23 protein-coding genes and 1 pseudogene are annotated in these 20967 nt (G+C 45.0%); 15 read left to right on the forward strand and 9 right to left on the reverse strand.

Going from position 1 to position 20967, the window contains the following annotated elements; translation table 11 throughout:
* Positions 1–670 (forward strand): MFS transporter (locus VK541_RS02025; protein ID WP_324366419.1); only part of this gene is annotated, 670 nt, incomplete at its 5' end.
* A gap of 13 nt (positions 671–683) precedes the next feature.
* On the opposite strand, the gene VK541_RS02030 is transcribed toward VK541_RS02025, so the two are convergent.
* The 4 genes from VK541_RS02030 to pyrE all read right to left on the reverse strand — a co-directional run bounded on the left by VK541_RS02030 (position 684) and on the right by pyrE (position 2922).
* Positions 684–1442: an MBL fold metallo-hydrolase gene (locus tag VK541_RS02030; protein WP_324366422.1), complete on the reverse strand. Its 759-nt coding sequence runs from the start codon at positions 1440–1442 to the stop codon at positions 684–686.
* A 63-nt stretch (positions 1443–1505) separates the two neighbouring features.
* Positions 1506–1760 (reverse strand): hypothetical protein, encoded by a 255-nt coding sequence (locus VK541_RS02035; RefSeq protein WP_324366424.1) that lies wholly within the window; start codon positions 1758–1760, stop codon positions 1506–1508.
* A 96-nt stretch (positions 1761–1856) separates the two neighbouring features.
* Positions 1857–2255 carry an SRPBCC family protein gene (locus VK541_RS02040; protein ID WP_324366426.1) on the reverse strand — a complete coding sequence of 133 codons (399 nt, stop codon included), beginning with the start codon at positions 2253–2255 and terminating at the stop codon, positions 1857–1859.
* Between the two features lie 7 nt (positions 2256–2262).
* Positions 2263–2922 (reverse strand): orotate phosphoribosyltransferase, encoded by a 660-nt coding sequence (pyrE, locus tag VK541_RS02045; protein WP_324366428.1) that lies wholly within the window; start codon positions 2920–2922, stop codon positions 2263–2265.
* A gap of 55 nt (positions 2923–2977) precedes the next feature.
* Here pyrE and VK541_RS02050 point away from each other — a divergent pair, with 55 nt between their 5' ends.
* A complete protein-coding gene (locus tag VK541_RS02050) occupies positions 2978–3580 on the forward strand; it encodes an NUDIX hydrolase (RefSeq protein ID WP_324366430.1) in 603 nt (200 codons plus the stop codon).
* On the opposite strand, the gene coaD is transcribed toward VK541_RS02050, so the two are convergent.
* The 3 genes from coaD to VK541_RS02065 are packed head-to-tail and all read right to left on the reverse strand — an operon-like array spanning position 3564 to position 5391.
* Positions 3564–4025 (reverse strand): pantetheine-phosphate adenylyltransferase, encoded by a 462-nt coding sequence (coaD, locus tag VK541_RS02055; protein ID WP_324366432.1) that lies wholly within the window; start codon positions 4023–4025, stop codon positions 3564–3566. The genes VK541_RS02050 and coaD overlap by 17 nt on opposite strands.
* A gap of 2 nt (positions 4026–4027) precedes the next feature.
* Positions 4028–4570, reverse strand: coding sequence for an RsmD family RNA methyltransferase (locus VK541_RS02060; RefSeq protein WP_324366434.1), 543 nt, complete (start codon positions 4568–4570; stop codon positions 4028–4030).
* On the reverse strand, positions 4561–5391 hold the full coding sequence (locus tag VK541_RS02065; RefSeq protein ID WP_324366436.1) for a DUF3822 family protein: 831 nt from the start codon (positions 5389–5391) through the stop codon (positions 4561–4563). The genes VK541_RS02060 and VK541_RS02065 overlap by 10 nt, the downstream gene beginning before the upstream one ends.
* A 52-nt stretch (positions 5392–5443) precedes the next feature.
* Between VK541_RS02065 and VK541_RS02070 the strand changes: the two genes are divergently transcribed.
* Together VK541_RS02070 and VK541_RS02075 are read left to right on the forward strand one after the other, a co-directional pair.
* The gene (locus tag VK541_RS02070) at positions 5444–6871 is read left to right on the forward strand and encodes an ATP-dependent DNA helicase (RefSeq protein WP_324366438.1); all 1428 of its coding nucleotides are present in this window, start codon (positions 5444–5446) and stop codon (positions 6869–6871) included.
* Positions 6872–6887: 16 nt separating this feature from the next.
* The gene (locus VK541_RS02075; RefSeq protein ID WP_324366440.1) at positions 6888–7577 is read left to right on the forward strand and encodes an MCP four helix bundle domain-containing protein; all 690 of its coding nucleotides are present in this window, start codon (positions 6888–6890) and stop codon (positions 7575–7577) included.
* Positions 7578–7597: 20 nt separating this feature from the next.
* Here the strand turns inward: VK541_RS02075 and VK541_RS02080 are convergent, their stop codons facing one another.
* Positions 7598–8827, reverse strand: a complete 1230-nt coding sequence (locus VK541_RS02080; RefSeq protein WP_324366442.1) for a HAMP domain-containing sensor histidine kinase — start codon at positions 8825–8827, stop codon at positions 7598–7600.
* A 149-nt stretch (positions 8828–8976) separates the two neighbouring features.
* Here VK541_RS02080 and VK541_RS02085 point away from each other — a divergent pair, with 149 nt between their 5' ends.
* Positions 8977–9390, forward strand: coding sequence for a GtrA family protein (locus VK541_RS02085; protein WP_324366444.1), 414 nt, complete (start codon positions 8977–8979; stop codon positions 9388–9390).
* Positions 9391–9417: 27 nt separating this feature from the next.
* Complete coding sequence (locus VK541_RS02090) at positions 9418–11124, forward strand: ArnT family glycosyltransferase (RefSeq protein WP_324366446.1); 1707 nt, start codon at positions 9418–9420, stop codon at positions 11122–11124.
* A 37-nt stretch (positions 11125–11161) separates the two neighbouring features.
* Here the strand turns inward: VK541_RS02090 and VK541_RS02095 are convergent, their stop codons facing one another.
* Positions 11162–11458, reverse strand: a complete 297-nt coding sequence (locus VK541_RS02095) for a Dabb family protein (protein ID WP_324366448.1) — start codon at positions 11456–11458, stop codon at positions 11162–11164.
* Between the two features lie 459 nt (positions 11459–11917).
* Here VK541_RS02095 and VK541_RS02100 point away from each other — a divergent pair, with 459 nt between their 5' ends.
* The 9 genes and pseudogenes from VK541_RS02100 to VK541_RS02140 form a co-directional block, all read left to right on the forward strand.
* Complete coding sequence (locus tag VK541_RS02100; protein ID WP_414692599.1) at positions 11918–12880, forward strand: AAA family ATPase; 963 nt, start codon at positions 11918–11920, stop codon at positions 12878–12880.
* A gap of 3 nt (positions 12881–12883) precedes the next feature.
* Positions 12884–13759 carry a DUF58 domain-containing protein gene (locus tag VK541_RS02105; RefSeq protein WP_324366452.1) on the forward strand — a complete coding sequence of 292 codons (876 nt, stop codon included), beginning with the start codon at positions 12884–12886 and terminating at the stop codon, positions 13757–13759.
* A 4-nt stretch (positions 13760–13763) separates the two neighbouring features.
* Entirely contained in the window at positions 13764–14768 is a 1005-nt protein-coding gene (locus VK541_RS02110) for a hypothetical protein (RefSeq protein WP_324366454.1), read from the forward strand.
* On the forward strand, positions 14755–15756 hold the full coding sequence (locus tag VK541_RS02115) for a VWA domain-containing protein (RefSeq protein ID WP_324366456.1): 1002 nt from the start codon (positions 14755–14757) through the stop codon (positions 15754–15756). The genes VK541_RS02110 and VK541_RS02115 overlap by 14 nt, the downstream gene beginning before the upstream one ends.
* 3 nt (positions 15757–15759) lie before the next feature.
* Complete coding sequence (locus VK541_RS02120) at positions 15760–16797, forward strand: VWA domain-containing protein (protein WP_324366458.1); 1038 nt, start codon at positions 15760–15762, stop codon at positions 16795–16797.
* On the forward strand, positions 16797–17543 hold the full coding sequence (locus VK541_RS02125; RefSeq protein ID WP_324366460.1) for a tetratricopeptide repeat protein: 747 nt from the start codon (positions 16797–16799) through the stop codon (positions 17541–17543). The genes VK541_RS02120 and VK541_RS02125 overlap by 1 nt, the downstream gene beginning before the upstream one ends.
* Before the next feature lie 19 nt (positions 17544–17562).
* Complete coding sequence (locus VK541_RS02130; RefSeq protein ID WP_324366462.1) at positions 17563–19368, forward strand: BatD family protein; 1806 nt, start codon at positions 17563–17565, stop codon at positions 19366–19368.
* Positions 19369–19372: 4 nt separating this feature from the next.
* Complete coding sequence (locus tag VK541_RS02135) at positions 19373–20134, forward strand: tetratricopeptide repeat protein (RefSeq protein ID WP_324366464.1); 762 nt, start codon at positions 19373–19375, stop codon at positions 20132–20134.
* A 50-nt stretch (positions 20135–20184) separates the two neighbouring features.
* Positions 20185–20967 (forward strand): annotated as a pseudogene (locus tag VK541_RS02140) (hypothetical protein); the annotation flags it as partial.

Raw genomic sequence — 20967 nt, forward strand, 5'->3', positions numbered from 1 at the left:
CTCTGGTCTGCTGTTCTTTCTGTATTTCAGAAATTTAAAAGGCAATAAAAAAACTAAGGAAGTAGCTGATGATCCGCAAAACCAGGTCCTGGACAGATCTCCCTATCGCGATCTTCCTTATCTGCTTTTTAGTCTGCTTTGTGCCGTATTTGCCATTTGCTTTTTACAACTATTGAGCACACTTCCGCTCTATTACAGAACGGTTTATGAGCTGTCTGAAATGGAAATCGGGATAATTATGGCATTTAGCGGACTGGTGGTCTTTCTCTTGGAGATGCTTCTGGTCCATATTGCGGAGCGGAATTTTACCGCCCGCACTGCGATCATAACAGGTACTTTATTGTGTGCCTTGTCCTTTCTCATCTTAAACCTTGCCAGGGGCATTCCGGTGTTGTACATCTCGATGTTCGTGATCTGTATTGCCGAAATACTGGCCGTACCCTTTATGTCTACGGTTGCCCTGCAGCGGTCATCGATGAAAAAAAGAGGAGCGTATATGGCACTCAATGCCCTATCCTTTTCTTTTGGTCATATTTTTTCACCTTTTATTGGCACCCGTGTCGCCGCTGCATATGGTTTTGATGTACTGTGGTGGGGCACTACCGCTGCCCTGGTTATTGCTGCTGCCGGGTTCTTCTTTGTAATGAGAATGATGAAGTTACCTTCTTAATTTTCGCCGTAAACTATTTTGCCGCCGGATACCACTCACGCAACCTGACATCTATGTTTTTATCGCCGGTATTCACCAGGACTTTAAATATTTTTACATCCTGTCCTTTGTAAGGATACGGATAAACGACCTTAGGTTTAAATGCCAGTACACCCTGTGCGGCTCCATTTACATCCATCGTATACGGCAGGTTCATGCAAACAAAGGCAATATCAATGTTTTTTAAAGCACGCATTTCGGGCGTATCTGCCGTATCACCTGAGATATAGACATTTTTGCCGCCGATTGTTAACACATAACCGTTACCTCTTCCTTTGGTATGATAACTTGCATTTTCGGCATCGGGAAGATTATACATGGGAAAAGCAGTAATCGAAATACCAGCCTGCGTAGTTTTGTCACCGTTCTTCAAAATGACCAGCTTTTCCTTGTCATAACTGGCCGGCAGCTTATCAGCCACGGCCTGAGGAACAACAAGTGTCGCTTTGTTGGTATTGATGGCTTCGATTGTCTTAAGATCAAAATGATCACCGTGGATGTCTGTTACAAGAATGATGTCCGGAGCCCCGAGTCCTTTAAATGCATCGGTGCCACCTGTGGGGTCAACATAAATATTCTTGTTCTTGAAGGTGAGTACCAGTGTGGCATGAGTAACCGGCTGAATGGTGAGCTCGCCGCCCTCAACCTTTTCCTGATCCGGAGCTATCCGTTGTGCCTGAGTAAACGATACGCATGCAGATAGCAAAAAAATAAGGGTAAGCTTCAGTTTCATAAGGAGTTATTTAATGATTTAACTTGAAAATAACAAAACAAACTGAACAGAAGAAAGTTTGGGTTAGTGAATAGCAAGCGAACGTTTTTCCATAACATGGAACTTTTTTACAAGCACATTAAGGTCTTCCCTGGAGAGCAGTCTCGGATTTTTGTACTGTTTGGCAATAATTTCGCTGTCTACCTCGATTTCGCCATTTGTGGTATGGATAACAAAGCTATCCTCACGGACAAAACTGGAATCGTAAGCTCCTATTTCAGGACTGATTTCCGAAAGTCTGAACGTCAGTTCGTGGAAGATGAAAACGGGATAATTCATGACTTAAAATTACATCAACTAAGGCTGAGTTTAAAATTATATTTATGTAAGATTAAACTACATCGGGTAACATTAACTTAACCTTTTGTTAATATATTACTTCAAAACTTCAGCCAGTCTGCTTGTCTGGTAATCTGCCAGTTTCTGAAGCGGGCCTGCGGCCAGCATTTTCATCATCATGTTCAGATCGGCTGAGAGGATGTGTTTGGCAATTGTGCCGCCTGCTCCGTTATCAGCAACCGTCCACTTCAATTCCACATCAAACGGCGGTTTTTCTGTAGGCAAGGCAGTGAGTTCCTGATTTTCTATACGGCTGGAGATCCTGATGGCAAGTTTAGCCATGTTCTGAATGGTAAAACTGGCTTCATCCTCCGTTGAGGACCAGTTATAGATATTCTCCGGCATCAGTTGCTTGTGGTTATTCAGATCTGCCAAAAAAGCATATACTTTTGCCACCGGCAAATTTATTTCGGCAGTGCTTTCTATTACTGTCATTGTGATCTTAAGTTAGTTGCTCTAATTCCTTGCCCCATTCAGAAGGGTTCCTGCGCCATTTTGTCAACAGATCGACATCATTTGGCCCAATGAAGCTATGTTCCGCTGCGTATTGAATTAGTGTATTGTAATTTGAAAGTGTGGCATAACGGCATTTCGCTTCTTTGAAATTCTCGTCTGCCTGATCAAAGCCGTAAGTGAATATCGCTACCAGACCGGCAACAGATAAGCCGGCATTTCTCAGCGCGTCAACGGCCTGCAAACTGCTCTTTCCTGTTGAGATCAGATCTTCTATCACTACTACACGTTGTCCTTCCACTATTTCTCCTTCTATCAGGCTTCCTGTGCCGTGCTCTTTAGCTTTTGACCGTACATAGGCAAATGGCAGTCCAAGTTCCTGCGCTACCAATGCGCCTTGCGGGATGCCTGCAGTGGCAACACCTGCAATAAGATCAACCGACCCAAATTCTTCCTGGATCAGCTGCGTAAGCTTCTGCCTGATGTAAGTTCTGACCGATGGATGGGAAAGTGTGATCCTGTTGTCACAATAGATCGGGGATTTCCAACCAGACGCCCATGTAAATGGATTATTAGGTTGTAACTTTATTGCTTTAATTTGTAATAAAAATTCAGCTACCTTTAATTCAATATCACTTTTATTATACATGGCCCAAAATTACAGAATTTATATTAACGATAACACTTTGTTTATAGCAGATTTGATGCCTAAACAGATCAAGAAAATACAACAAGTTGATGTACAGTATTTTGACTTTCAAATATTCTATAAAAATTTAGCAAGAGTGTCCGGAAAAGACTATATCCTGCTGGATCCCGACCCTAAAAAATTGTTTAAAAAGATCAGGAAAAGTTGTGAAATGATCAAGGCGGCCGGCGGCCTGGTTAAGAATGCCAAAGGCAGTTACCTCTTCATCTTCCGGAATAAAAAGTGGGACCTGCCGAAAGGCAAGGTGGAAAAAGATGAAAAAATGAAAGAAGCCGCGCTGCGTGAGGTAGAAGAAGAGTGTGGCGTGAAGATCTTTACCAACGACGAAAAGTTATGCAAGACCTATCATGTTTACCAGCTGGACAATAGATTGGTGCTGAAAAAAACCAATTGGTACAGCATGACTGTCAAAGGCGAACCCAAGCTCATTCCTCAAAAGGAAGAGGGCATCACAAAAGCCAGCTGGCTGAGCAAACTTGAACTCAGTCCGGTATTAAAAAATACCTATCCCTCAATAGTTCAGGTATTGGAAGCGGGAGGACTTTTGGCAGATAATATTGTGGTAAAACCGGTGCTGGCCGCTATAAAAAAGGTATAGCTTCCGGGGGCAGAAATTTACTTACATCTCCGTTGTTTCGCAATATTTCGCGCACAATAGTAGAACTGATGGCCGAATATTCAGGTTTGCTCAATATGATAATGGTCTCTACTTCAGGCATCATGGTCTGATTGATCTGTGCGATGGCTTTTTCATATTCAAAATCTGAAACTGAGCGTACGCCCCTCACCATATAACGGGCATTGACCTTCCGGCAAAAATCGACTGTCAGGCCTTCATATAACTGCACTTCTATATTGGCATGTGCTGAAAAAACAGCCCTTACAATCTCTTCTCTTTTTTCGGCAGATAAAAACCCCTGCTTGGAGCTGTTTAGTCCTATGCCGACCACAACTTTGTCGAACAAAGGCAAAGCCCGCAGTAAGATATCTACATGAGCTATGGTGATGGGATCGAATGAACCCGGGAACAGTGCAGTTTTCATAATTATAACTTGGGTTTTTCAAAGAAGCTAAACGATGAATTGCCATATCTCCTGATCTCAGTATAGCCGGGAATGTTATTTAACTTCAATAAAGAAGGATGTTCTACGATCAGCATCCCGTTATCAGTTAATAAATTATTTTTCATGACCAGTTCCGGTATCAGAGGTATGGTCGGCAAATCGTAAGGCGGATCAGCAAAAATGATCTGGTAAGACGCCTTGTGATGCTCCAGAAACTTAAATACATCCCCCTTTTGAACATCTATTTGTTCCAGTCCATATTTTTGGATGACTGATTTTACCCAGTACACACAGCCTGAATGTTTGTCTACTGCCGTAACCTTATGGATACCTCTCGAAGCAAATTCAAAACTGATGTTGCCAGTGCCGCAAAAAAGGTCCAGCACATCACAGCTGTCAAAATCATAAGTATTGTAAAGGATATTGAACAGGGCTTCCTTGGCCATATCTGTAGTCGGCCTTACAGGTAAGCTTTCGGGAGCGCTGAAGCGTATTCCCTTTAATCTGCCGCCTATTATTCGCATAGGTCAAGTGCTAATAAACTGCTGTAATAATGCGCCGGCATATCATCCAGGATCCTGCTGTCCATTTCATTGCTTGTGCTTCTGTTAAAATGTATGTCTTTGAAATATTTTGAGATACATTGATAATTGCCGTCATCTTGATGGATGATCCCGCTTAAATGAACCGCTGTTTGTGCAGCATCCATCTTAAGCTGGTTAATGATCAGCAGCAGGTAATAATTGAGTTCCTCTGTATTCTCGGTCTGAAAGCATCTTTGAAATACCAGCTGACCTTCATTTACATAAGCGGCATTGAAACTTCCAACTGTAAAATCCAGCAATAATGACCTGGATGTTTTTCCTTTGGCAAGGGCCAGCAGTGCTGCAGATTGGTCATAGCGTTTGCTGCTGGTCAACGAAGCACTCAGTGTATCTTCTATAAACTCCGTCAGGTTAAAAATAGCCGTAAAGCCATAGTCAGGAAGAGGCTGCACATATAAGGTAACCGATTGTTCTTTGGAAAAATACTTTGCATACTGGTTCAGCCCTGCCGGGTCAAACAATTCATCAGGAATGGCTATGGAATTTTCTGTATATACGGCAACTTTGACGGCTTTAAAAGACAGGCTTAAATAATTGTCACTTTTCAGCTTCGCGGCAAGCGCAATTCCCGCATCTTCACATTCCTGCTGATCATAAACAGCTTTGACCTGGTTGCAGCTTTTGTCAATAATGGCATAAGAAAAACTATCCGGACCAACTTTTATCAATAGATCGCAATCTGCAGCCGTATTTGGGTCAAACTCCGGATCAACTAATAATATGCTATTTTTGCTGTTCATATAAACAAAATTAATTCTTTTTTCTATAACATCACCATCGCATATTTGTTAAATGGATAAAGCTTCCGCAATCGCTCGGTCTTATCAGTTTACCCCGACAGATGAACAGCTTGTTTTCTGTACCGAAATGGCTTTGTTTTTAACAAGGCAGCTGGATGAACAGTGCTTTATCCTGCGCGGGTATGCCGGTACCGGTAAAACCACGTCGGTGGGTGCACTGGTAAAGGCGCTGCCGGGATTTGGCCTGAGGCCGGTCTTACTGGCACCAACAGGACGGGCTGCCAAGGTAATGAGTACCTATACCGGCCGCAAGGCACTCACCATCCACAAGAAGATCTACAGGAAGAAGTCTTCAGTAGCTATGGATATGTCATTTCAGCTGGCGCCAAACCTTGCCGAACACACCTTGTTCATCGTAGATGAAGCCTCCATGATCGCTGATGAAATGAACGTTCAGTCGGGTTCCTCACTGCTCAAAGACCTGATGGAATATGTGTATAACCGTAAGAACTGTGCAGTGGTCTTTGTGGGAGATACCGCACAGCTCCCCCCGGTAGGAAGCCTGGACAGTCCCGCCCTGAACAATCAGTACATCCAAGACGGTTTTGGGCTAAAAGTCATCGCTGTTGAACTGAAAGAAGTCGTACGGCAGGAAAAAAAATCGGGCATATTGGCCAATGCCACCATGCTGCGTAAACTGATCCATAAAGATCAGACAGAGAAGATTGCCCTTCCAAAATTCATCACCAAAAACTATAAAGATATTTTTAGGATGAACGGCGTAAAGCTGGTGGAAGGACTGGAGTATGCCTACAATAAGTTTGGAATGGAAAATGCCCTGGTGGTCTGCAGGTCCAACAAATCGGCCAACGGATACAACCAGCAGATCAGGGCCAGGCTTTTATACCGGGAAGAAGAGCTGACGGGAGGTGACCAGATCATGGTGGTGAAAAACAATTATTTCTGGCTGCCGGAAAATGAGTCTGCGGCTTTTATTGCCAATGGCGATATGGCCCTGATCAAAAGGGTAAGAAATACAGAAGAGCGCTATGGCTTCAGATTTTGTGAAGTTCAGCTTGAATTTCTTGATTTTCCCGAAGCCGGGGAAATTACCTGCAAAGTCATGCTGGATACGCTGACGGCAGAAACGCCGAACCTTTCTTTTGACCTCAGCAATAAGCTGTTTGAAGGATTGAATGAAGATTATAGTCACCTGAGCAATAAGCGTGAGCGCTTTCTGGCCATCAAAGAAGATCCTTATTACAACGCGCTCCAGATCAAGTTTGCCTATGCGGTGACTTGCCACAAAGCGCAGGGCGGGCAGTGGGACGCTGTATTTGTTGACCAGGGCTACCTGACAGATGACATGGTGGACCTTGATTTTCTGAGGTGGCTTTATACAGGGGTGACAAGAGCAAAAAAAGAACTATTTTTAGTAAATTTTGCCCAAAGTATGTTTACTTCCCCTGCTGAAGAATAGGGGCTAACCCATCTGTATGAGACTTGCATTTTCTGTTAAACAAAAGATCCGTATTGCTGCCCTGCTTTTTGCAGTAATGACCTGTTCTATTTTGATCAGGTTCCTGGAAGACCAGAGCGTAAAAAGCATGAACGAATCATTTGTGTCCATGTACAATGACCGCCTCATACCGGCCACAGATCTTTTTTACATCGCTGAAAAAGCCAATGCCAAAAAATCATTGCTTGAAGAAGCGCTCTATTCGTCTCAGCAGCAGATTGAGGATCAGACGGTGCTCACTGAAAAGTTAAAAGGTTTCAATACCGCCATCGACAGCCTGATCCGTAAATACAAAAAGACATTACTCGTAAAACAGGAAAAAGCAAAACTTAATGAACTGGATAAAAGACTGTTTAATAATGTTCAGGCTGAAAACAGCATACTACAGTTATTAAAGGCCCGTGATCTGGCGTCTGCGAGGAAACTTTATGAAAATACGGGAAGAGCCTCCGCAGATCTTTCCATTCAAAAACTATCTGAACTGATGGCGATACAAAAGCAGGTTGGGCAGGAGCTGATCAAGGATTCTGCATTTATGGTGTCCGGCAGTAAATTGTACTCTGCGCTTCAGATCGCACTGGCCATAGTGATCGGAATTCTGATCGTCGGTATCATTTTCACTTCCAATGTTGTGAAGATCAATAATGACAAATTCAATTTAAACTGAGGCCAGTTGTGCTCCGGCTGTCAAGCCAAAACAGGGATGAAGATGGTGAAGGCCGTGCCTTCATTTTCTTTACTTTCTACCGTTAGCCTGCCGCCGTGCTGTTCTATGATTTGCCTGGAAATGTGCAGGCCCAGTCCTATTGATTTCTCACCGCGCAGACCCGGGCGGCCGGCTTTTGAGAACTGGTCAAAGAGCATCCCCTGCAAATGTTCGGGTATTCCAATTCCAAAATCTTTAATCTGAATGGTGCAATGTTCTTTGCTCGCAGATGCTGAGATTTGGATTTGGCTGTCAGGCGGAGAAAATTTTATACCATTGCCAATCAGGTTGTCCAGTACCCTGGTAAATTTAGGTGCATTGATACTGGCAACAATGGATTTTACATTTGCCGACAGTTCGACCCTTCGGGGCTGATCTGCATTTGACTGCCAGCTGGCACAGATCCGCTCCAGATAAGCGATCATCTCTGTTTTTTGAACCTGCAGAGGCTTTCTGTCTTCCTGAACTACCTCAATGAGGTCATTGATGATGTGCTTGGCATGAACAGCAGCACTCAGGATCATTTGCATCTCCGGTTTTGGGTTGCCGCCTTCTTCTTCTATGACGATGCCGCTCAGGGCCTCTATATTGTTTAACGGTGTGCGAAGGTCATGTGCTACAAAAGCCAGAATCTCGCCTTTCAGGCGATTCAGATTGTTGATCTCCTCATTTTTCTCTTCCAGCTGCTTGAGCTGTATAAAATGCTGTGATTTGAAAAAATAGCTGTACCTCGAGCAGATGTACAGCACGAAGGCCAGTATTACCCCCGCAATGACATTAAATAACCGTTGTGCCGGACTTAAACTTGGCACCACCATTCCAATTACAAACAAAAGCATCACAAATACAGCAAGTATCGCAATGTATTTGAACTCCAGGGAAAAGAAAATACTCACCATAACTACCCCGATCAGGAATACGGTCAGTGTATTTCTGGTATTGTGCTGTGAATAGATATAGCTGATGAAAAAAGTAATTCCCAGTAAAAATAAGGTAAAAGCGAGGGTCAGCAAGTTTCGCTGGTCTATTGTCCACTTCTTTGAACGAATAGCCATGGTACTCAATAAGATAAAGAAAAAGTAGGCAGTGAGCTGGGTCAGGTTGCTGATGTTGTATTCCATGATGTTGGGAACTTGCCTGAGTTCTTCGCTATAGAATAATGAAGCAATGCGCACGCAGACAGACAGCGCAAACATTGCAGTGCTGAGCAATTTGATTTGTTTGAGATTAATAAAGCTGTAAGTATCCCTAAACGCTAAGGCGTACTTAGACGGTGTCTGATATTTAAAAAGATTGATCAACCTGCATATTTTACTACAAAAATAGAATTATATCTTACTTTTGCCAGAAAGAAATCCATATGACCCCTGTTTTGGCAATAGAATTCAATAAAGCTTTCTTTTTTAAATTTTTAAAGTTTGGATTGGTGGGTTTTTCCGGCCTGATCGTGGATTTCGGGGTTACCTATTTTTTCAAGAAAAAGCTCAGGGTCCACAAGTACATCTCAAACTCGCTTGGTTTTTTGGTGGCCACCGGAACAAACTATAGCTTAAACCGTTACTGGACTTTTCACAACCAGGACCCCGCCTATATCATTCAGTTTGGTAAATTCTTTGTCGTTTCGGTGGTAGGGCTTGCACTGAGCAATTCGCTGATCTATCTGCTCCATGATAAGCTCAAATGGAATTTTTACCTGGCCAAAGCCTGCGCGATCGTGTTTGTATCGCTTTGGAACTTCTTTGCAAATTATCTTTATACCTTTACGGGCCAATAGCTATTTTATTTCGTAAAATTGATTTTAATGCCGGTCAACAGGAAAAGCTCCGATAATATACTCTTCATTTTTTTAGGTATATGGGTTTTGCTCAACCTGATACAGGCGGCATTTGTGGAAGTGCATGCGGATGAGGCCTATTATTGGATGTATTCCAGATTTCTCGACTGGGGTTATTTTGACCATCCGCCAATGGTGGCTTTATTCATCAAAACAGGAGATGCCATATCCGGATCTACACTTGGCCTCAGACTGATTACTGTTTTGACCAGCACTTTATCCGTCTATTTTCTCTGGCAGATGTTAAAGCCTTATGCGGTCAACATAAAACTCTTCATTCTCCTGTTCGGATCTGTGGTCTTGTTCCATGTTTACGGCTTTATCACTACACCAGATGCACCGCTGGCATTTTTTACAGTTCTTTTCTTTTATGTATACCAGCGCTATGAAAAGGAAGACAACCGGAAGTGGGCGCTGCTGCTTGCCCTGGTGATCGCCTGCCTGCTCTATAGTAAATACCATGCCATCCTTGTACTCTTCTTTACAGTGATTTCCAACCTCAAATTGCTTCAGAGACGTTCTTTCTGGGGCATTGTGCTGGTTTCTATACTCGTCTTTTTGCCGCACATCTGGTGGCAGGTACAAAACAATTATCCTTCTTTTTATTATCATGTAATTGACCGTTCAGCCGCATTTTATAAATTCCGGTATACCACAGAATACCTGCTGGCACAACTGGCACTGGCCGGACCGCTGGTCGGCTGGTACCTGTACAGCTCTGCAGCAGTACTGAAAACATCAGATAGTTTCATCAGGGCGCTTAAATTTAACTGTTACGGGATCTTTATTTTTTTCCTTTTCAGCACGCTCAAAGGCAGGGTAGAAGCCCACTGGACTTTACCGGCAATGCTTTGTCTTTTTATACTGGCCTATATTGCCTTAGCTGACAGACCTGTGGCCAGATGGTTTGAGCGGCTCGCTATCGCCAACATCGCTTTAGTGATCCTGGTGCGCCTGGTCCTTATTGTTCCGCTCGATGCTTTGAAAAAAGTAAGGATAGTGGCCTATTATTTTAGCAATGAAGAATGGGCAAAGCAGATCCGGCAAAAAGCTGGTAACTATCCTGTGATCTTTTACGACTCATTTCAGGCCCCTTCCCGTTACAATTATTATACGCGCAGTACCAAAGGTTTCAGTTACGATTCCCGGAATTACCGGAAAAACCAGTACGACATCTGGCCCCTGGAAGACAGTATCCGGCACAAAAAAGCTTACCTGGTCTTAGACAATGAATATAGTGAATACAAGCTACAGGATACCATCAGAACAGAAAAGGGCATTTATTACGGAACATGGATAGACAGTGTAAGAATGTACCAAAAGGTTTCGGTGAACCCGCTTACTGTGCCGGCCGGCTGGAAAACAGGGGCGCTTCGCACTTTAAAGCTGAAGATCACCAATCCATATGATGAACCGTTAGTGTTGGGCAATAAAAATCAAAAGTGGAAATGTTACCTGGAATACAGTTTTAAAAAGGGTGATGTTCTGGAGGATTTCAAGCCCGTGCAGGCCAACCTTGAGCAATTGAATATACCGGCAGGAGCTTCCGCAGAAATTACAGGTACCATTAAAGCACCTGCAACTGCCGGGAAATATAAACTGATCCTGTCCCTGCGCACGGAACCCTTCCGCGGCGGCAGAAACAGCAATATAATCGCTGTTGAAATTAAATAATCAGTTCTTTGAGGAACGTACGTTTCCGGATCAGGTACTAGTGTGCGTCGTAGATGACAACTTTTTCAAACAGAACGCGGAACTGATCCAAAAATGCTTTGTGCAGGTCGTGTACCTGGTAGACATCATGACCGGCAAGATCTTCGAAAATGATGGTCAGTGAATAAGTATAGGTCGTGTCTACCACCGGACGGTCGATCGGGGCGGGAGTGCCGATGTGGAATGTTTTTACAGTTTCAATGTTTTCCAGTGATTCAAGACCCCTCTTAAATGCATCTTTTTGATCTGCTGTGGTATCGGCATTTAGCCAGAATAAAACGTGGTGAGCTAACATAAATCTTTTTTTTGGCAATTTTAAGCAAAATTCTTTTGCAAACGGTTATCGGGATTAATTTCAGTAGACCCGGGTAGTACGCAGGTTATATGTGCGTCCGATATGGTATTCTCCTTAATTATTTTTTTAATAATAAATAATTAAGGATTAAACAAGGTTTGACTAAGCTGTAGGTTAACCAGACCTTAACCAACCCTTAATCAATACTTAAGCAAACCTTAACCAATTATTACCAAATAATAAAACCATTTTAGATACATCATAGACTCATATTGGACACATGGATAAGGAAATTGCTGTACTTTAACATATTTTAACATTTACTATCCAGCTTATAATTTGCAGGAAGTATATGGTTTGCCTAATTTTCGCAACTCAAAAATTGTATCCGAAATGGAAGAAGCAAATATTATTACTGAAAATTCATCGTACGGCACCGATATCAGTGCGCTGAACGAAATGATACAAAAGGAAAGCGCATTTATTGATCTCCTTTTTTTAGAGATGGATAAGGTGATCGTAGGACAGCGCTACATGGTCGAGCGCCTGATGATCGGCCTGCTGGCCAATGGCCATATCCTGCTGGAAGGTGTGCCAGGGCTTGCAAAAACACTGGCCATCAATACTTTGTCAAAATGTATCGATGCCGGTTTCAGCCGCATTCAGTTTACACCCGACCTGTTGCCGGCAGATTTGCTGGGAACCATGATCTATAATCAGAAAAAAGAAGAATTTATAGTTAGAAAAGGACCATTGTTCTCCAATTTTATCCTTGCGGATGAGATCAACAGGGCGCCGGCAAAGGTGCAGAGTGCCTTGCTGGAGGCCATGCAGGAGCGTCAGGTGACGTTGGGTGATGAAACCTATAAACTTCCGGAACCATTTTTAGTACTGGCCACACAAAACCCGATAGAGCAGGAGGGAACCTATCCTTTGCCTGAAGCACAGGTAGACAGGTTCATGCTCAAGGTCGTGATCGACTATCCTCAGCGTGAGGACGAGAAAAAGATCATGAGGGCCAATATTGCCCCGCAGGGAATGCAGAAGCCAAATACGATCCTGCATACCGATGACATCATCCGCGCCAGAAAGGTCGTGAAGGATGTGTACATGGACGAGAAGATCGAACAGTATATCATTGATATCGTATTTGCCACCCGTTTCCCGGAGCAGTATAAGCTGGCCGACTATAAAAACCTGATCAGCTTTGGCGCATCGCCGAGGGCATCAATTAATCTGGCACTGGCCGCAAAAGCGTATGCTTTTATCAGGAGACGCGGATATGTGATCCCTGAGGATGTGAGGGCGATCTGTCATGACGTACTGAGGCACCGTATCGGTCTGAGTTACGAAGCTGAGGCCGAAGATTATACGACTGAAAAGATCATTACAGGAATATTGAATGCTATTGAAGTACCATAGTTTATGGATACCAAGGACCTGTTAAAAAAAGTAAGAAAGATCGAGATCAAAACCAGGGGTTTGAGCAATCAGATCTTTTCCGGTGAATACCATTCGGCCTTCAAAGGGCGGGGTATGGCCTTTAGCGAGGTACGCGAATACCAGATGGGTGATGAGATCAGGACGATAGACTGGAACGTGACAGCCCGCTTTAACCATCCTTATGTAAAAGTATTTGACGAGGAGCGGGAAATGACGGTGATGCTGCTGGTGGATGTGAGCGGGTCAAAGAATTTTGGTACACAGATTCAGCAAAAGCAGGAGCTGGCTACAGAAATTTGCGCGGTACTGGCATTTTCTGCGATACAGAACAATGATAAGGTGGGCGTGCTGTTTTTCAGTGATCAGGTAGAAAAATTTATTCCGCCGAAAAAGGGAAGGTCGCATATCCTGATGATCATCCGGGAACTGATCGATTTTAAGCCTCAGCACAAGGGGACCAATGTGGCGCAGGCGCTGCAGTATTTTACCAGTGCGATTAAAAAGAGGTGTACTGCCTTTCTGATCTCCGATTTTATCAGTGATACTTTTGAGAGCGAGCTGAAGATAGCCAGCAGAAAGCATGACCTGGTGGGCCTGAGGCTTTTTGACGTGCATGAGGAAGAGTTCCCTAATCTGGGGCTGATCCCGGTGAGGGACGAGGAGAGCGGGCAGATCGCCTGGGTGAATACAGGTAATAAGCAAGTGCGCTTCGCTTTTAAATCGGCTGCGCTGGAGCGTAAAGGCAGACTGGAAAATGCGTTTAAAAAGTCTGGCGTCGATTTTACGCAGATAGGTACCCATGAATCGTATGTGAAACCATTGATGACATTATTTAAAAAACGGGGAGCCAGAAGATAAAGCGATGATGAAGATTGTAAATTTTAGCTGCTTATGGTTAATGGTGCTCTGCCTTGGGACGGCTTACCAGGGCCAGGCACAGGACATAAAAGTAAATGCCAGGCTGGATAAGACCAGTATTTTGCTGGGTGACCAGACGGTGCTGCACCTCTCGGCTGAACTGCCGGCGAATGGTACGGTGAGTTTCCCCTTACTGGCTGATACGCTTTCTGCCAAAGTGCAGATCGTTTCGGCAGGCAGGGCTGATACGCTGACGGATAAGAACAAACCTGGCCTGAAGCTGATCAGCAGATCGTATGTGATCACTTCTTTTGATCCGGGACTGCAGATGGTGCCGGCACTGGTATTTCAGAGCGGTGGTAAGAATTTTACTACCGAAGCCCTTCCGCTTGAAGTAAAGGCGGTAGCGGTCGATACCACCAAAGCCATTTATGACATCAAACAGCCCCTGGCGGTTTCCTATACTTTTATGGACTGGCTGCGGGACAACTGGCACTGGGTAGCTGCGGGCCTGGCTGTCCTGCTGGTGCTGTTCGGGCTTTGGTATTATTTCCGAAAAATAAGAAAGCCGAAGCCTGTGGCTGAAAAGAGGCTGCCATTGGTACCCTTGCATGTCACCGCACTGGAACAGCTGGCAGCATTGAAGGAGAAGAAATTGTGGCAGCAAGGTGAGGTAAAGGCTTACTATAGTGAGCTGACCGATATCATCAGGTTATACCTGGAAAAAAGATACCTGATCAGCGCACAGGAACAGACCTCGGAGGAGATCCTTTCGGGGTTGAAAGCGGTGAAAATGCCTGCGGAAAGCAGAAATTCACTGAAAGAAACTTTGCTGCTGGCTGACCTGGTGAAATTTGCGAAGGCACGGCCGGCAGGTCATGAAAATGAGCAATCTATGGACGATGCCATCGGTTTTATAGAACAGACACGGATGCAGGATCAATTACCGGGTTCGGAATCAGAAAATAAGGGAGAAAATAAAGTACAGGATGACAATGGACTGGTTTAGAGGAATTGAATTTGCCAATAAGGGTTTTTTCTGGCTGCTGTTACTGATCCCCGTAATGGTGGGCTGGTACATCTGGCGCCGGGAAAGGCTGCAGGGTTCGCTCCGGATGTCGGCCATGTCCGGATTTCTGAAAGTAAAAAGCAGCTATCTTTTTTTGCGGCATTATAGTATTGTGCTGAAGTCATTCGCTTTGCTTGCACTGATCGTTGCGCTGGCAAGGCCGCAATCTGCACTGAGCTGGCAGGATACCACAACTGAGGGAATAGACATTGTGATCGCAACCGATATTTCGGGCAGTATGCTTGCCGAGGACCTGAAACCCAACCGCCTGGAAGCGGGAAAGAACATTGCCATAGATTTTATAAAGGACAGACCGGATGACCGGATTGGCCTGGTGGTTTTTAGCGGCGAGAGCTTTACGCAGTGCCCGCTTACGATTGACCACGATGTGCTGATCAACTTGTTTAAAGACATCACTAACGGAATGATTGAGGACGGGACGGCAATAGGAATGGGACTGGCTACAGCAGTAAACCGGCTTAAAGACAGCGAGGCCAAAAGTAAGGTCATCATTTTACTGACTGATGGTTCAAATACATCTGGATCTATTCCGCCGGCTACGGCTGCGGAGATTGCCAAACAGATGAATGTCAGGGTTTATACAGTGGGGGTAGGTACCAAGGGCTATGCGCCCTATCCGGTCAAAACCCCTTTTGGAGTACAGTACCAGCAGGTTCCCGTGACCATTGACGAGGCTACGCTTTCTAATATTGCAAAAATAACCGGTGGCCAATATTTCCGGGCGACCAACAATGAAAAATTAAGACAGATCTATCAGCAGATCGATAAGCTGGAAAAGGCTAAGATTGCGGTGACCCAGTACCATAAAAAGACGGAAAGGTTTCTGCCTTTTGCGGTGCTTGCCCTGGTGCTTTTGCTGCTGGATTTCTTATTAAAAAATACATGGTTTAAAGGAGCTTTAACTTAAGATATGTTACGTTTTGAACACATAGCGTTTTTGTGGAGCCTGGCTGCGGTGCCTTTAATGGTGATCTTATTTTTTGTGGTTCGCCGCTGGAAAAGGAAGGCCCTGGCTTCACTGGGCAACAGGGCAACGGTGCTAAAGATGATCCCTGAGGTTTCTTTTACAAGGCCTGGACTAAAATTCCTGTTTTTCCTGCTTGCTTATATTTCTGTTGTGATAGGGGTAGCCAATCCGCAGATTGGGACTAAGGTGGAAGAGGGCAAGCGTATGGGCTCTGATCTGATGATACTGCTGGATGTTTCCAATAGTATGCTGGCCGGAGATCTTGCACCCAACCGTTTGGAAAATGCAAAAAGGGCGGTTTCACAGCTGATAGATAACCTGCACAACGACCGGATAGGAATCATCATTTTCGCGGGGGAGGCTTATGTACAGTTGCCCATCACGACAGATTATTCTGCGGCCAAATTGTTTTTGAACAACATTACCACAGACATTGTGCCTACACAGGGCACGGCTATTGGTGCGGCCATTGATATGGGGATGAAGTCTTTTGATCTGGTAAACGGATCGGGCAGGGCCATGATCCTGATGACTGACGGAGAAAATCATGAGGATGATGCGGTTGGTTCCGCAAGAAGAGCAGCAGAAAAGGATGTAGCCATCCATGTGATCGGTTTGGGATCTCCTGAGGGCTCGCCAGTACCCATCTACAGCAATGGCAGCCCGGTAGGTTTTCGCAAGGATGAAAAGGGACAGACTGTGGTAACCAAGCTGAATGAACCCATGTGTAAGGAAATTTCTGCAGCGGGCGGAGGTGTCTATGTACGGGCATCCAATGCCAATAGCGGCCTGGGCCTAATCATGGACCAGGTGGCTAAAATGGAAAAGAAGACCTATAACAGCAAGATGTTTAAGAATTATGAGGACAGGTTTCAGTTTTTCCTGGCCTTTGCGGTATTGATGCTGGTTTTGGAGTTTTTTATCTCCAACCGCAGAAACTTAAGACTGAGTGAGTTGAATTTGTTTGAAGTGAAAAAGTAATGAAACAGTTGATCATCATCGTTTGCATTCTATTACCCGGTTTTGCGTTGTACGCGCAGAAGGAGAAGAAGTATATACACAAGGGCAACGAACTGTATATGCAAAAGAAATATGCCGAGGCTGAGGCGAGTTACCGGCAGTCTGTTGAAAAATCGAAGGAGTCTGTGCAGGGTAATTTTAACCTGGGGGACGCACTCTTCAGGCAAAAGAAGTTTGACAATGCTGCACAGAAGTTTACAGACATCGCCAGTTCTTCTGAGAATAAGCAGGTGAAGGCAGGGGCTTATCACAATCTTGGAAATTCTTTGCTGGAGTCTAAGAAACTGGAGGAGAGTATTGCGGCCTATAAGAAGTCGCTGATGAACAATCCGAAGGATGATGAGACCCGGTACAATCTGGCCTATGCGATGGAAAAGCTAAAGGAGCAGGAGAAAAACAAGGATAAGAACGATAAGGATAAAAACAAGGACAAGAAGGACCAGAACCAGAAGAACAAGGACAAGAAGGATCAGGATAAAAAGGACGATAAGAATAAACAGGACCAGAAGAAAGACGAAAACAAGGACCAGGATAAGAAAGATCAGAAGGATCAGCAGAACGGACAGCAGCCACAGCCGGATCAGCTGAGCAAAGAAGATGCGGAACGGATGCTGGAAGCATTGAAAAATGAAGAAAAGAATACCCAGGACAAGCTCAGGAATAAAAAGGCAAAAGGGGTGAAGGGACGTATTGTTAAAGACTGGTAAAGGATATATATTGGGGGTGATGAAAATTAGGTATTATTTATTGTCAGTATTGCTTTTATGGTCGGCCCTGGGTTTTGGACAGGCCATAAAGGTGACTGCGTCTGTGAGTTCGGGCCAGGTTGGGACGGGTGAGCAGTTTGAGGTCACATTTTCAACGAACGGGAATCCGGAATCATTTGATCCGCCGGCATTTAATGGTTTCCAGGTAGTGGGCGGACCAAATCAGTCCTCCAGTTTCAGTTCAGTAAACGGTGCGACTACGGTAAATATTTCCGTCGGTTATGTGTTGATAGGTACCAGAGAAGGGGAATACACCATCGGTCCGGCATCAATGACCATCAACGGCAAACAGTACCGGTCAAATCCTGTGAAGATCAGGGTGGTAAAGGGGAGGTCTGTTCCTCAGCAGCAGGCTGCGGGCGGCCAGTCTGCCAGGCCGGCCAGTGGCAATTCATCTGACATCTCCAAGCGCTTGTTTTTGCGGGCCGTGGCCAATAAGACCAATGTGTACCAGGGAGAGCAGATCTCTGTGAGCTATAAATTGTATGCAAATATCAATATTGTAGACAATATGCCGGATAAACTGCCGGATTTTAACGGATTCTGGAGTCAGGAGATCAAGAGGAACAACCAGAATGTGGAGTGGACGGTGGAGGAGTATAAGGGAGTCAGGTACCATGTGGCCGTGCTGAAAGAAGTGATCCTTTTTCCCGAACGATTTGGGAAATTGACCCTTGATCCTCTGGGAATGACCTTTGTGGTCAGGCAAACTACGCCGTCAAACGATCCTATTGAGCAGTTCTTTGGTGGCGGCTCGTATGAGGATGTAAAATATAAGATAAAGAGCGCACCGGTAACGATCAATGTCAAGCCACTTCCGGAAGCGGGCAAACCTGCCGGTTTCCAGGGTGCGGTTGGTAATTTCTCTGTCGGCGCTGCTTTGGATAAATCGGCCATTAAGGCAAACGAGGCCCTTAATTATACCCTTAAGATCACCGGATCCGGTAATCTGAAATTGCTTAAGGCGCCTGAACTGAACCTTGCAGCCGATATTGAAAAGTACGACCCTAAGGTGACCGATCAGATTACCGAGAGCCTGAACGGTGTTTCGGGCAGCAGGGAATACAGTTATCTGCTGATTCCGAGGCATGAAGGCAATTACACGATTGATGCGCTGAAGTTTTCTTATTTTAATCCTGCCACACAGCGTTACGTGACGCTGTCCACAGGCTCATTCCCGGTGAAGGTTGCGAAAGGCGCACCAGGATCGGGTGTTGTCGCTTATTCTGCCGGTCAGCAGGATATAAAAGCCCTGGGCAGTGACATCAGGTACATTAAGGGCGGAGATGGATCCCTGCAAAGAGAAGGAGAGGGATTTTATGGCTCGGGCTGGTATTATTCCCTGCTCTGTCTGGGCCCGCTGATGTTTTTAGGCGCTTTTGGCTACAGGAAATGGTACAGGGAACAAAATAAAGACCAGGTCATTGTAAAAGGCAGAAATGCCAATAAGGTGGCCGCCAAACATCTGGCGAATGCTAAAAAGCAATTGCTGGAGGGCAATAAAAATGCTTTCTATGAGGATATCTACAGAGGTTTGTACGGTTATCTGAGTGATAAACTAAATATTTCTGCTGCACATCTGAACAGGGAAAATATTGGGGAGAAACTCAGGACAAAGGCTGTAAGTGAAGAATTGATCCTGCAGCTGACGGGTACCCTGGACCTCTGTGAAATGGCCAGGTATGCGCCGGTATCGGGAATATCGGAACAGGAAGTATTTGACAAAGCTAAAAATATCATTGGTGATATTGAAAATTATGGATAAGGCTATGGGAAGAAATAGATATGTACTGCTTTTATTACTTATTTTTCCTTTGTTTTCGCAGGGCAGTGAAAAAGCCGAAAACCTGTTTGTGAAGGGAAATGACCTGTATGCAAAGGGGAAATATAAAGAGGCTGCTGCATCATACGAGCAGGTGCTGTCTGCCGGATATTTTTCTGCTGAGGTATACTTTAACCTGGGTAATGCTTATTATAAGCAGGAAGAAATTCCCCTGGCGATATTGAATTATGAAAAGGCAGGTAAACTATCGCCCGGAGATGACGATATTAAAGTCAATATACAGCTGGCGAACTTGAAGATAGCAGATAAGATCGATGCGGTACCCGAATTCTTTCTGACGAAATGGTGGCGGTCTTTTCTCTTGTTTTGCCCTGCGGAGGTGTTGTCTGTGCTGAGCGCAGCTGGATTTTTGCTGGGTTTTGCTTTATTGGTCGTCTATCTTTTCGCGGTTTCCATTACTATAAAGCGGCCTGCGTTCTATTCCGGGATAGTCCTGCTGGTGCTTGCCCTGCTGATCACGTGTATGGCCAGCCTGCAGACCAGTTATTTAAAGCGCAGCAATGGGGCCATAGTTTTTGCCGGTACGGTCAACGTGAAAAGTGGCCCGAAAGATAGTTTTAAGACCTTATTTGTGATCCATGAGGGCTTAAAAGTAAGTGTCACAGCGCAAAACGAAGGATGGATCAGGATCGGGCTTCCCAATGGGAACGTGGGCTGGATCACTGCTGCTTCTGTAAAGAAGATATAACAAACGGTCTTATTTATAATTGATAGCTTTATCAGGTTAACAAATGGATCATGAAGCGAATCCCTATATTCTTTTTGATGCTGGTCATTTCTTTGACGGGTATGGCAAAAGGACCAGTAGCGCCTTTACCTGCGGGCAAGGCTACAGTGTATCCTGCGCCCGGAGGTGAACAGCTCAGCAAATTCTATAAGATCACTGCAGGGAAAACGGATGTTCCGGTCTATATGGCGAAAATCGCCCCTGCGGACGCTGTTAAACGGGCTAAGGCAATGGATGATAAGGTCAGTTCTGCTGATTATTTTGATACTGCGGCTTTTGCTTATTTTGACCTGACGGGCTCGGTGACCGTGACTGTAACTGTGCCTGCTCTGGTTAAACAGGCTAAGGTATTGCCTGAGTCCGCGGGCATTGTTCCAGTAATTAAAGGCAAAACGATTTCTTTCCGGGTGTCCTCAGCAAGGAACCTGACCGTGGAGGTCAACGGGGAATGGGTGCGCTCGCTGCACATTTTTGTCAATCCTCCGGAAAAAGACGTGCCCCGTGCTGATGACCCGAATGTGATTTATTTTGGTCCGGGAATCCACGAGATTGGTTCGCTCGCTGTCGGGGACAATAAGACGGTCTATATTGCCGGAGGAGCGATCGTACGCGGCATCATTAAGCCGGAAGAAAAGTATTGGACCAACAAGGACACGGGCTTGAGGGGTTATGTGCCTACTTTTGATCTCCGGGGCAAAAATATCACCATCCGCGGCCGCGGAATCATTGACCAGAGCAGCTGTACTACACATGCCAGAAATGTGATTTCCATCCGGGAATCGGCTGACGTCAGG

The sequence above is a fragment of the Pedobacter sp. genome (assembly GCF_035317785.1).
Lineage (GTDB): Bacteria > Bacteroidota > Bacteroidia > Sphingobacteriales > Sphingobacteriaceae > Pedobacter.